This is a genomic window from Litoribaculum gwangyangense (genome assembly GCF_039543505.1).
Taxonomy (GTDB): domain Bacteria; phylum Bacteroidota; class Bacteroidia; order Flavobacteriales; family Flavobacteriaceae; genus Litoribaculum; species Litoribaculum gwangyangense.
In genome coordinates this window covers 648738-660652 of sequence record NZ_BAABJW010000002.1, presented here as the reverse complement: position 1 = coordinate 660652, position 11915 = coordinate 648738, and the positions used below count along the sequence as shown (strand labels likewise).

The window sequence follows — 11915 nt, the reverse complement described above, 5'->3', positions numbered from 1 at the left end:
AAGTGAATTAAAATTTCATGGTAGTCCTAACATTAAAAACACGTGGCGTTAAATAATTGGGAATAGCGAATTGACGTTTGCTTGAAACATCTCTTACCCAAGTATTGGTAATGGAGTTTTGTACATCAAAAATGTTGAATATTTCAAAACCAAAAGAGAGTTCCTTAAAAGGTTTTTTCCAACCATTATTGAATTGTTTTTTAGCATCAACTAAAACAAACTGCAAACCTAAATCTGCACGTTTGTAAGCCGGTAATCTATTTTGATATTCATAAGGGTCTGCATAACTGGGGGATCCACCAGGTAAGCCCGTATTATATACTAAATTTAAGTACAATTTGAGGTTGGGTACATTAGGCACATAATCTTGAAAGAGTGCCGCAAACTTTAAACGTTGATCTGTTGGTCTTGAAATATAGCCTCTATTCTCGATGTTTTCCTCTGTTTTTAAATAACCAAAGCTAAACCAAGATTCAGTTCCAGGAACAAATTCTCCATTTAATCTCATGTCCAAACCATAAGCGTACGCTTTAGCACTATTGTTGGCCCTATACCTAATACGAACATTTTCTAATGTATATGGGTTAACATCGGTTAAATTTTTATAATAAATTTCTGAGGTAAGCTTAAATGGTCTATCCCACATTTTAAAACTATAGTCGTTACCTAAAACTAAATGAAATGATTTTTGGGCTTTAACATTTGGTTGAACAACCCCGTTTCGATCTCTTAATTCTCTATAAAATGGCGGTTGATAATATATACCCGTTGCTACTCTGAAAAGCATATCTTTTTTCCAGTCTGGTTTTATTGCAAATTGAGCTCTTGGACTAAAAACGGTCTGGTTTGAAGATGAAATACCATCACCACTAACAGACCAATTATGAACTCGAAAGCCCGCATTATACCAAACATCAGCGGCTCCTAGAGTACTTCGTTTACTCCATTGTGCGTATGCTTGCAATCTATTAATTTGTGTGTAATTGGTAGCTCTTACATTTTGAAAAGGCTCCAATGGCCCGCTAAATGGTATGTATGGCTGTTCATTTACTGGCGTTGTTCTGGGTGGTCGGATGGAAAATCCAGCGGAATCGATAACTTCCCATTCCACCAATCGGTCACGGATATCTTCATTGGTATATTTAACGGACCATTCAATCCTGTTATCATTAATGATGTAGTCCCCTTTATGCTCAATGTTAGTGATGAGCGCATCCAAATCGTTTCTGCCGTGATTTAACTGACTTCCTACACCTTCACTAAATTCAACCTCACCTAAATCTTCATCTCCTATATTGTTGTTTACTTCTCCAAGTCGGTATTGAGCCAAAATATCAAAATACTCTTCTTCAGTAGTATGGTAGGTTGATGTGATGAGATGTAGGGTTAAATCATCGTTTGCAAAATAAGACCCTTTAAAAGCTCCAAAAAGTGTTTGGTATCTATCTTTTTCTTGTCCCTGATAGAACACCAAAAGCGCCACAGGATCTGCTAAAGTTCCAAAATTGGTTTGGCGCGTTAGTGGCTCGTAATTGTATTTGTTTATCGAGGCATTTCCAAGAAAGCTTAAATGAAATTTATTGTTGAATTTATAGGTAAAATACCCTTGTGCATCAGCAAATGATGGTCTGAAATTGGTTTCGGTTTCTTTGGCATTTACCAATAAGCTATTATCTCTGTAACGCAGTCCTACAATACCTGAAAATTTAGAATCTTTACTTATATTTTCTATTGAAAAGCTACCACCTAATAAACTTAAATCGGCATTCACTTCAAAATCATAAGGATTTTTGTAAGTAATATCTAAAACTGAGGATAGTTTATCACCGTATTTGGCTTGAAAACCACCCGCTGAAAAATCAACGTTTTGAACCAAATCGGTATTAACAAAACTTAATCCTTCTTGTTGGCCCGAGCGCACTAAAAAAGGACGATACACTTCTATACCATTCACATAAACCAAATTTTCGTCATAATTTCCTCCACGAACAGAATACTGTGTACTCAATTCATTGTTGTTGCTAACACCCGGAAGTGTTAATAGTAAATTTTCAACTCCCGCATTGGCCCCAGGAATTTTTCTAATGGTCTCCGGCTTCAAGGTTATGATACCCTCAACTTCCTTTCGTCTATTATTCGTGACAATAACCGTGGCAATTTGTTCTATTGAAGTGCTCATAACTGGATTAAATTCCAGCTCTTCACCATTTTTTAAATTAAAAGTACTAACAATTTTTTTGTGTGAAATATGAGTAAACTCAATGGTTATATCCAAATTGGCTGGAATATCTAAGATAAAAAAACCGTTAGCATTGGTTTGTGTTCCAGTGGTTGTGGTTTTGATATTAACATTTTCTATTGGTTTATTATTTTCATCTAAAATAACCCCTTTTATAGTTGCTGTTTGAGAAAAGCTTATTGAAATAATAGCTAGATGCAGAAAGATGGTAAGTAAAAGTTTTGTCCTCAAAAGTAGATAAAGTTTATTTTCTGTAAAATAACGCCTCTAAAGTAGAATTATTTCCAACATTATCGGTAACAATTACTTTTAAATTATTCTTCGTATCAGTTACTACCCCATCATTAAAATCGTAAGTAAGGGTTTTGGTTTTGTAATCATACTCCATTAAAATCCATTTGCCATTAACAGTGGCCCTATAATTTGAAATGCCAGAACCTTCATCGTCAATCTTAACTTTTAAGTAGCGGTATTTGCTTAACCATTGATCGCTTTTAAAGTTTATTGGTTTTATTGAAGGTTTTATGGTATCTGTCGCTAAAGAGTACTTTCCCAGAGTTTTGGTACTAGCTATTAAGGCATTTTCTTTTCTTTTAGTGTAGGTGTAAAGTGGGTAGTTTTTGTAACCAACTAACCTAGCAATGTATATTTTATTCTTATCTTCGTTTGAATACTTACTAACATCAAATGTTATATTGAAGTTTTTCATAGCTGGAATGATATCATCATGTAAGGTAAGAGTGTCATTTTTAACATCAAAATCGATATAAAAGTCTTCATAAAAAGTGTCTTTAAAAAAATCCACAGTTACAGATTCTTTATTTAAACTGGTAGTTTGGTCGGCTTTCACTAGGTAGGGGGTGATTTTAGGTTTTTCAGGTTCCGTGATGTTGTTTTTTGAACCTTTGATATTGATGGTTACCCATGACTCATTATTTTTATAATCGGCTACCCTGATTTTATAAACATTATTGGTGCTATCTTCAATATTTAACAACCCATTATCGGAATTAGAAATTAAAATACTTAGCGGATTATTTTTGTTGAACAGCTTTTGAATGCGTTCTTTTTTGGTAGAATAGTATTCAAAATCAATGAGTTGATTAATATGTTGAGATTCATCAAACGAGAATCGTTTAAAATCGATTTCATAAATTTTATTCCCATTAACAAAAGTTTGTATGTTGTAAACGCCGTTAGAGTTTGCCGCTAAATCCTGTCTGTCGAATGTTTCAATGCCAAAACCAATTTGCCCTATAGCTTCAATACTTTCAACGGCATAATCATTATTTTTTAAAGGTATTAGTCTTAATTTCTGTCTAGAATTAGATTTATTAATAAAAGAATTCTCATTAATTGGGTAAGCAAATATGGATTCCACAACCGGATTGGTACTATCTTTTACATCGATACCAAAAAGCATTGGATTTATAGGACGTTCTTCTTTATCACGAATCTCGTAATGTAAATGTGGACCTGCAGAACCACCTGTGTTGCCTGTAAAAGCCACCAGGCTATCTTTTGAAACTGGAAGTGTTTCGGGAGTTGGGAACAATTCAATCTCATAAGATTCCTTTTCATATTGATGCTTCTTAACATACGCCTCTATTTGTGGGGCAAATTCCTGTAAGTGGGCATATACGGTAGTGTAGCCGTTGGGATGTGTAATGTACAAAGCTTTCCCATAGCCAAAATGTGATACTTTTATCCTGCTTACAAAGCCATCAGCTGAGGCTTTTACTCTTAAACCTGTGCGTTGTTGGGTTTTTATATCTAAACCAGAATGAAAATGATTGGAGCGTAATTCGGCAAATGTACCTGCCAATATGGTGGGTATCTCTAAGGGATTGCTAAAATAATTTTTGGGATAATTATCTTGAGCATTTACAATAAAAGAAATAAGTAATAAGAGGGGTAGAAAAAATCTCATATAAAAATATTAAGCTAAAATATTAATTTGACCCGAATATGCCAACTATAAAACAAAAATCAAGCCATTGTATGGTGTAAGCCACTTAACAAATGAATTTAAAATTTTATGATAAAACAATTGTAATTTATGCTAATGTATGTTAACTTTGTAAGGTAAGTATTGAAATTTGTAAATGAGTAATATTGAAGATATTGTAGATTCTCTAGAAAACAAGATTAGTAAAGTATTACACAAATTAGAGCTTTTAAAGCAGGCAAATTTGAAATTAAATGAAGAATTAGAAATTTCAAAGCGATACATTTCAGCCCACGAGAAACAAATTTCTGATTGGGAAGAAAAGTACGAAGCTCTAAAAATGGCAAATACAATACTTGGTAGTGACGATAATAAAAGAGAAACTAAGCTTAAAATAAACGCATTAATTAGGGATATAGACCATTGTATAGGTCAATTATCAGATTAAGGCAAATTGAATTCAATGTCAGAAAAGCTTAAAATAAAGCTATCTATAGCCAACAGAGTATATCCTTTAACTATTGAGGCAAATCAAGAAGAAGGATTGCGTAAAGCGGCTAAGAACATTGAATTTATGATTAAGCAATTTGAGCAAAGTTATTCTGTTCGTGATAAACAAGATGTATTGGCCATGTGTGCATTGCAATTTGCTTCTCAAGTTGAACAGAAATCAATTGATAAAGCAAATGTCAATAAGCATGTGCAAGAAAAGTTAAATGCTTTAAACGATTTATTGCAATCTCATTTAGTTTCTTAAAACGTTCTTTAAAATAAACTAAAAGTTACTGCCTACATTGGTTATTTTTTTTGATAAACTCAACGTTAATTCTTTAAAAAGGGTGAGTTTAAGTTGTAAAAGCACGCTGCCTTGAGCAGATCCTTGATCAGCTTGTTAGCCCTAAACTTGTTTTTAAGGAGTTTATACAAAACTTTATACTGGTGTAGGCTTTTTTATATACACAAATCAACTAAATAACGATGGATAACTCAATTATATTTGTAGTAGGCGGTGTTGTTTTAGGGCTAGTAATTGGCTTTATAATAGCCAAAATACTTGAAAGAAACAACGCATCAAAGCTTGTTAAAGAAGCTAAAAAAAGTGCCACCTTAATATTAAAGCAAGCCAATAGTGAAGGTGAAAGCTTAAAAAAAGATAAAATACTTCAAGCGAAGGAAAAGTTTTTAGAACTTAAAGCGGAGCATGAAAAAGTCATCTTATCCCGCGATAAGAAAATGGCAGAAACCGAAAAGCGTATTCGTGATAAAGAATCCCAAATATCAAGCGAACTTTCAAAAAGCACAAAGCTTAATCAAAGTCTAGAAGATAAGATTAAAGACTATAACCATAGACTGGATGTACTGGAAAAGAAACAAGAAGAAATAGATAAGCTTCACAAAAACCAAGTACAACAATTGGAAGTTATTTCAAGTCTTTCGGCAGAAGAAGCTAAAGAACAATTAGTGGAGTCTTTAAAAGGTGAGGCAAAAAACGATGCCATGGCTTTTATACAAAGCTCCATGGAGGAAGCTAAATTAACGGCTGAACAAGACGCTAAGAAAATAATTATAAATACCATTCAACGTATTGGAACAGAAGAAGCGGTAGATAATTGTGTGTCCGTTTTCAATATTGAATCGGATGATGTAAAAGGACGAATTATTGGTCGTGAAGGACGAAATATTCGTGCCATTGAAGCAGCAACTGGTGTGGAAATTATAGTAGATGACACCCCTGAAGCGATCATTTTATCTTGTTTCGATTCTGTTAGACGTGAAATAGCTCGATTGTCATTGCACAAATTAGTGACCGATGGTAGAATACACCCTGCTAGAATTGAGGAAATAGTTGAGAAAACTAAAAAACAAATAGAGCAAGAGATAATTGAAGTTGGAAAACGTACAGTAATCGATTTGGGAATTCATAATTTGCATCCAGAGCTTATAAAAATGGTTGGTAGGATGAAGTATCGTTCTTCATATGGTCAAAACCTATTGCAACACTCTCGCGAAGTTGCTAAACTTTGCGGTGTTATGGCAGCAGAATTAGGGTTAAATCCAAAACTCGCAAAACGTGCTGGATTGTTGCATGATATAGGTAAAGTGCCAGATGCTGAAGCCGATATGGAAACTCCACATGCTATTCTAGGGATGCAATGGGCTGAAAAATTTGGAGAAAAAGACGAAGTATGTAATGCTATTGGTGCTCATCACGACGAGATAGAAATGAAATCCTTATTAGCACCAATCATTCAGGTTTGTGATGCTATTTCTGGTGCTCGACCCGGTGCTCGTCGTCAAGTTTTAGATAGCTACATCCAAAGGTTAAAAGATTTAGAAGATATAGCCTTCGGTTTTAACGGTGTTAAGAAAGCTTATGCCATTCAAGCGGGAAGAGAACTCAGGGTAATTGTTGAAAGTGAGAAAGTTGACGACCAGAAAGCGGCTGAATTATCATTCAGCATTTCACAAAAAGTACAAACCGATATGACTTATCCAGGGCAAGTTAAAGTAACCGTTATTAGAGAAACTAGAGCGGTAAATATTGCTAAATAGATTTTATAATATTTTTTTTATAACGAAAGCCTCTATTCATGAGGCTTTTTATTTTCTTGGATGGTATTTTTCAACCACTTTAGTTAAATGACCTCTATCTAAATGGACATATATTTCGGTAGTAGTAATGCTTTCATGTCCTAACATAAGTTGTATAGAACGTAGGTCAGCATTGTTTTGTAACATATGGGTAGCAAATGAATGTCTGAAGGTGTGTGGCGATATGCTTTTTTTTAATCCTATTTTTTCGGCCAATTGTTTAATAATGGTAAAAACCATGGCGCGAGTTAATTGTTTGCCTCTTCTGTTCAAAAATAAAGTATCTTCATAACCATCCTGAATTATCATATGATTTCGGATTTCGCTTTTATAGATGTTAATATATTTTTGGGTAACTTTTACTATGGGCACAAAACGTTGTTTATCACCTTTACCAGTTACTTTAATAAAACCCTCATCAAAAAACAAATCAGATATTTTAAGATTTATGAGCTCACTAACACGTAAGCCACAGCCGTAAAGGGTTTCTAACATAGCTCTGTTTCGCTCACCTTCAGGAGTACTCAAATCTATAGCATTAATAAGTTGATCAATTTCAGATTCAGAAAGCGTATCAGGAAGTTTTCTACCAATTTTTGGAGACTCTATAAGTTCTAGTGGATTATCTTTTCGGTAGTCTTCAAAAACTAAATAATTAAAAAAACTTCTTAAGCCCGATATGATGCGGGATTGTGAGCGAGCGTTTAGGTTTTTAGCAACATCATAAATAAATTGCTGTATAGCTTCTGAATTTATTGAAATAGGGGAGGCACTTATATTATTAACTTCTAAATAATCAATAAGCTTTTCTACATCTAAAGAATAACTACTGATAGAGTTTTTAGATAATCCTCTTTCAATTTGTAAGTATAATTGGTAATCTTTAAGTGCGTTTCTCCATTTCATAGCCATAAAAGTAAAATAAAAACAACTAAACTAATAACTATTTACATTGTGAATATTTTAATTTTTAATATTAAATTCACACTTAAATTATAATATTATTAAAATTGCATGTAATTTTTTATTACATTTATAATTAATTAACCAATTAAACGAATCGTATTATGAAAAAATTATTATTATGTACCGCTATGGTGGTATTTGGATTGGCAAGCATGTTTGCTCAAGAAGTAAAATTTGGGGCAAAAGCTGGTTTAAACTTAGCGTCTGTTACAGGTGATGAAACAGATGGCTTAGACAGTAGAACTTCTTTTCACTTAGGATTATTAGGTGAAATAGTAATTTCGGATAAATTTTCTTTACAACCAGAATTATTATATTCTTCCCAAGGGGCTAAAGAAAGTTTTGAAGGCATAGATATAGACCTCAAGCTTGATTATATTAATTTACCTATAATGGCGAAGTTCTATGTTGCTGACGGGTTTAGTTTAGAATTAGGACCTCAATTAGGGTTTTTGATGTCTGCAAAAGTAGAAGGCGAGGGCGAATCTGAAGACATCAAAGATTTTGTTAAGGGAATTGATTTTGGAGCTAATTTCGGTGTTGGGTACAAATTGGAAAGTGGTTTGAATTTTGGAGCACGTTATAACTTAGGACTTTCAAATATTAATGATGGGGAAGACGCTGATCAAATAAAAAATCAAAATAGTGTTATTCAAATTTCAATTGGTTATTTCTTCTAAAAGACAATAATTATTAAAAAAACCAAACTATTTGCTATTTAGTAGGATTTAGATTTTAATATTTTAATTCATTTTAATAAAACGAAGCCAAACGGCTTCGTTTTTTGTTTATCCAATAAAATTATTTTAAAGCAAAAGGATTTAACAAAACTGATTTCTCTCATTTTTCTCGTTGTTGCTTCAATGTATCTTTATGAAGTAAAATATTAAAATTATGAAAAAAATTACTCAATTAATGGTTGTCTTAACATTCTGCTTTATGGCAAATGCACAAGATGAAACAACTTACAAATCCCAAATTAATTTTGGCATAAAGGGAGGTATGAACTTCTCTTTGATTGTTGGGGATGATACAGATAATTTTGATGGTAAGATTGGGTTTCACTTAGGAGGAGTTTTAGAATTTCCAATCTCAGAAAAGTTTTCTTTACAACCTGAATTATTGTATTCCTTGCAAGGAGACAAGAGCACTTTTGATGGTATGGAAATTAAATTCAAGCTTGATTATTTAAATCTTCCAATGATGGCCAAATATTATGTTACTGAAGGATTTAGTTTAGAAGCAGGACCGCAAGTAGGTTTTTTAATGTCTGCGGAAGCAGAAGGTGGTGGTATTTCACTTGACATTAAGGACATTATAAAGGATGTAGATTTTGGTTTGAACTTTGGAGTAGGTTATGAGTTAGCAAATGGTTTGAACTTTTCAGGAAGATATTATGTTGGAATTTCAAATATTGTTGAGAATAGTGGTTCAATCTTAGGTGAACCTGTAGACGCTGATCAAATAAAAAATCAGAACAATGTATTCCAACTTTCAATTGGTTATTTTTTCTAAAGGATAATATTTATTCAAAAAAACTGAAGTTTTGGCTTCGGTTTTTTTTTGCCTAATTTTAAAATATTTATCAAATGAAAAAACTAATCATTATCTATGGTTCCAATCTTAAATTTATAAGTTAAACTTGGGACAGCTATTTATAGAAGATTATTTTTTACTTGTTTTTTGATGAGATAAAGGAAAATCTTATCATCCCGGTGTCTTAAGATATTTTGTTGAGACCGTCATTAATGGAAACATTAGTAATTTATAAAACGGAAAAGGTATGAAATTTGGATTTTGTTATAACGGATGCTTTACCATTTCATTTTTTTAAATTAAATAAAAAGAAGCAGCTTTATGGCTGCTTCTTTCAAATATTTTGTTTTATTGATTATTTTTAGAATTTACCTGAGAGCATATTTATTAAATCAATAATCCACCAAACACCCAATCCTCCAAGTGTTAGAATAAATAAAATATTCCATCCTACAGGTTTTCCATAATACCATCTATGAGCAGCTAAACCTCCTAGGAAAAACCATAATAAAACACCAACAACCAAATTTTTCTCTGCAACGGAAGAGACTATTGGAGTTAATACTTCATTAGTATCCGATACAATCTCGGAATCAGATACATTGGATACTGTTCTTTTTACAGGAAAAGAGGCATAACTATTAGCACACATTAAAAATACTACAAATAAAGAAAGCAAAAGTTTAATTTTCATAAGTAATTGGTTTAAATTAGTTTTTTAAATTTAATCAAAATATTTAGGGTGACCAAAAACTTTATTTTTTCTCTATTCATATTCATATCATTTAATTGTAGTTATTCTCAAGATACTTATGAATTTATTGGAGGTATAAAACTAAATGATACAACATCAATTACTTATAGAGTTTTACTCAATCTAAATCATAGTGAAGTTTATGGATATTCAATTACAGATTTAGGCGGTGAACATGAGACGCGATCAAATATATTTGGAGAATATGACAACGATAAGAGGGAATTAAGCTTTAGGGAAACTGGGATTGTATACACTAAATCTCCCGTTTCACAGCAAGATTTTTGTTTTATTAATACTACAGTAAAAGGATTTTTGTTTGGCAAAACAAAAATGATTAAAACGAAATTTGTAGGTTTATTTTCGGATAATACAAAATGTATTGATGGAGAATTATTTATGAGTTCGGTTGAAAAAGTTGAAAAACAAATGGAAAAAGTAACAAAGAAATTAAATAAAACGAATAGGATTCCTGATAGCATTAAGCAGAAGATAAATCCAATTAAATTGATGGATTCTCTAAATATGAATATATTGAGAAAGAATCAAGTTTTAAGCATGTTTTCTAAAGCGAATCAAGTAAAAATTAATATTTACGATGGCGGAAAATTAGATGGAGATAAAATTACTATTATGGTTAATGGTAAGCCTTATTTAACAAATTACGAAGCGCAGTCTCATAAAAAAAATTTGGTTTTAAATTTAATTGAAGATAAAACTTCGGTTGTTATAAAAGCATTGAATGAGGGATCCATTAAGCCAAATACCATTGTTGTAGAATTAGATGACCAAAAAAATACCATAAAGGCGTTATCAAATTTGAAGACAGGTGAAACCACTCGAATAGACATTTTAAAAACCAATTAAAACGCAATTTTATATATTTATGAAATGAAAAAACTAATCATTATCAATGGTCCTAATCTAAATTTATTAGGTAAACGAGAGCCAGCTATTTATGGAAGTTTGTCTTTTACTGATTTTTTAGAAGAAATAAAACAGAAATATTCAAATAATGAGATTGATTACTTTCAATCAAACATTGAAGGGGAAATCATTAACAAACTTCAAGAGGTTGGTTTTAGTTATGATGGTATTATTTTAAATGCTGCCGCTTACACTCATACATCGGTGGGTATTGGTGATGCTATAAAAGCCATTGAAACTCCGGTAGTCGAGGTTCATATATCCAATACCTATGCAAGGGAAGAGTTTAGGCATCAGTCTTACATATCACCGAATGCTAAAGGTGTTATCCTTGGGTTTGGTTTACAAAGTTATGAGTTAGCTATTCAGAGCTTTCAACTATAATAATCTTGTTAGAGGTTGATTATTTTAAAATCATTGGAAATGATAAAGCTTCTTTATGTTTTTATTCTATGTCTATTTGGAATTACTGCTTCTAAGGCTCAAATACAAAGTGATTTTGGGGTAAAGGGTGGATTTAATTTTACTTTTTTCAAAGTTCAAGAATCGACATTTGGATTTAATCAAGATACCGAAACTGGTTTTTATGGCGGTTTATTTATGGATTTTGATGTAGATAATACTTTATCATTTCAGCCAGAAATATTGTACATAGGGCTTAATGATTTTCGATTTTTAAACGCTCCTATTTATATGAAATATGAAATTGTAAATAATTTGGATGTTATGGTTGGACCTAGTATTAATTACTTTTTCGATTTTTTCTTAAATAAGTTAAAAATACGAGCAGATTTAAGCACGGCGTATAACATGACATCAAAGTTTGATATTCATTTAAAATATACTCTTGGGTTTCAAGAAATAACTCCTAATGGTTTGTTTTTAGGACTTGGTTTAAAACTATAAAAAAAGGCGATTCAATACATGAATCGCCTTTTTTAAAATTCCTTATT

Annotated in this window: 12 protein-coding genes and 1 other RNA gene; 9 read left to right on the top strand and 4 right to left on the bottom strand. The window is 32.0% G+C overall.

Annotated features, from left to right (window positions below; genetic code table 11):
• Positions 1–7: 7 nt before the first annotated feature.
• Together ABD963_RS08505 and ABD963_RS08500 are read right to left on the bottom strand one after the other, a co-directional pair.
• Complete coding sequence (locus ABD963_RS08505; RefSeq protein WP_345276524.1) at positions 8–2470, bottom strand: TonB-dependent receptor; 2463 nt, start codon at positions 2468–2470, stop codon at positions 8–10.
• A gap of 13 nt (positions 2471–2483) precedes the next feature.
• Positions 2484–4169, bottom strand: coding sequence for a M23 family metallopeptidase (locus tag ABD963_RS08500; RefSeq protein ID WP_345276523.1), 1686 nt, complete (start codon positions 4167–4169; stop codon positions 2484–2486).
• 175 nt (positions 4170–4344) lie between these two features.
• Between ABD963_RS08500 and ABD963_RS08495 the strand changes: the two genes are divergently transcribed.
• From ABD963_RS08495 to rny, 4 genes are all read left to right on the top strand, one after another.
• On the top strand, positions 4345–4635 hold the full coding sequence (locus tag ABD963_RS08495) for a hypothetical protein (RefSeq protein ID WP_345276522.1): 291 nt from the start codon (positions 4345–4347) through the stop codon (positions 4633–4635).
• Between the two features lie 15 nt (positions 4636–4650).
• Complete coding sequence (locus ABD963_RS08490; RefSeq protein ID WP_345276521.1) at positions 4651–4944, top strand: cell division protein ZapA; 294 nt, start codon at positions 4651–4653, stop codon at positions 4942–4944.
• A 57-nt stretch (positions 4945–5001) separates the two neighbouring features.
• A non-coding RNA gene (gene ssrS / locus ABD963_RS08485) (6S RNA) lies at positions 5002–5108 on the top strand.
• Between the two features lie 57 nt (positions 5109–5165).
• The gene (rny, locus tag ABD963_RS08480; RefSeq protein WP_345276520.1) at positions 5166–6740 is read left to right on the top strand and encodes a ribonuclease Y; all 1575 of its coding nucleotides are present in this window, start codon (positions 5166–5168) and stop codon (positions 6738–6740) included.
• Between the two features lie 48 nt (positions 6741–6788).
• Here rny and xerD read toward each other — a convergent pair whose 3' ends face one another.
• Entirely contained in the window at positions 6789–7685 is an 897-nt protein-coding gene (gene xerD / locus ABD963_RS08475) for a site-specific tyrosine recombinase XerD (protein WP_345276519.1), read from the bottom strand.
• 161 nt (positions 7686–7846) lie between these two features.
• Between xerD and ABD963_RS08470 the strand changes: the two genes are divergently transcribed.
• Together ABD963_RS08470 and ABD963_RS08465 are read left to right on the top strand one after the other, a co-directional pair.
• On the top strand, positions 7847–8425 hold the full coding sequence (locus ABD963_RS08470) for a porin family protein (RefSeq protein ID WP_345276518.1): 579 nt from the start codon (positions 7847–7849) through the stop codon (positions 8423–8425).
• Between the two features lie 214 nt (positions 8426–8639).
• On the top strand, positions 8640–9260 hold the full coding sequence (locus tag ABD963_RS08465) for a porin family protein (protein ID WP_345276517.1): 621 nt from the start codon (positions 8640–8642) through the stop codon (positions 9258–9260).
• A 382-nt stretch (positions 9261–9642) separates the two neighbouring features.
• Here the strand turns inward: ABD963_RS08465 and ABD963_RS08460 are convergent, their stop codons facing one another.
• Positions 9643–9975: a TM2 domain-containing protein gene (locus tag ABD963_RS08460; RefSeq protein ID WP_345276516.1), complete on the bottom strand. Its 333-nt coding sequence runs from the start codon at positions 9973–9975 to the stop codon at positions 9643–9645.
• Between the two features lie 48 nt (positions 9976–10023).
• On the opposite strand from ABD963_RS08460, the gene ABD963_RS08455 reads away from it, so the two are divergent.
• The 3 genes from ABD963_RS08455 to ABD963_RS08445 are packed head-to-tail and all read left to right on the top strand — an operon-like array spanning position 10024 to position 11868.
• The gene (locus ABD963_RS08455; RefSeq protein ID WP_345276515.1) at positions 10024–10902 is read left to right on the top strand and encodes a hypothetical protein; all 879 of its coding nucleotides are present in this window, start codon (positions 10024–10026) and stop codon (positions 10900–10902) included.
• Positions 10903–10926: 24 nt separating this feature from the next.
• Positions 10927–11346 carry a type II 3-dehydroquinate dehydratase gene (gene aroQ, locus ABD963_RS08450; protein ID WP_345276514.1) on the top strand — a complete coding sequence of 140 codons (420 nt, stop codon included), beginning with the start codon at positions 10927–10929 and terminating at the stop codon, positions 11344–11346.
• A 39-nt stretch (positions 11347–11385) separates the two neighbouring features.
• Complete coding sequence (locus ABD963_RS08445; protein ID WP_345276513.1) at positions 11386–11868, top strand: porin family protein; 483 nt, start codon at positions 11386–11388, stop codon at positions 11866–11868.
• Positions 11869–11915: the final 47 nt, after the last annotated feature.

Excerpts from the sequence above, each read along its gene's own strand:
- ABD963_RS08465 (WP_345276517.1), top strand. The coding sequence starts at position 8,640 with ATGAAAAAAATTACTCAATTAATGGTTGTCTTAACATTCTGCTTTATG.
- xerD (WP_345276519.1), bottom strand. The coding sequence starts at position 7,685 with ATGAAATGGAGAAACGCACTTAAAGATTACCAATTATACTTACAAATT.
- aroQ (WP_345276514.1), top strand. The coding sequence starts at position 10,927 with ATGAAAAAACTAATCATTATCAATGGTCCTAATCTAAATTTATTAGGT.
- rny (WP_345276520.1), top strand. The coding sequence starts at position 5,166 with ATGGATAACTCAATTATATTTGTAGTAGGCGGTGTTGTTTTAGGGCTA.
- ABD963_RS08445 (WP_345276513.1), top strand. The coding sequence starts at position 11,386 with ATGATAAAGCTTCTTTATGTTTTTATTCTATGTCTATTTGGAATTACT.
- ABD963_RS08495 (WP_345276522.1), top strand. The coding sequence starts at position 4,345 with ATGAGTAATATTGAAGATATTGTAGATTCTCTAGAAAACAAGATTAGT.
- ABD963_RS08500 (WP_345276523.1), bottom strand. The coding sequence starts at position 4,169 with ATGAGATTTTTTCTACCCCTCTTATTACTTATTTCTTTTATTGTAAAT.
- ABD963_RS08460 (WP_345276516.1), bottom strand. The coding sequence starts at position 9,975 with ATGAAAATTAAACTTTTGCTTTCTTTATTTGTAGTATTTTTAATGTGT.
- ABD963_RS08490 (WP_345276521.1), top strand. The coding sequence starts at position 4,651 with ATGTCAGAAAAGCTTAAAATAAAGCTATCTATAGCCAACAGAGTATAT.
- ABD963_RS08470 (WP_345276518.1), top strand. The coding sequence starts at position 7,847 with ATGAAAAAATTATTATTATGTACCGCTATGGTGGTATTTGGATTGGCA.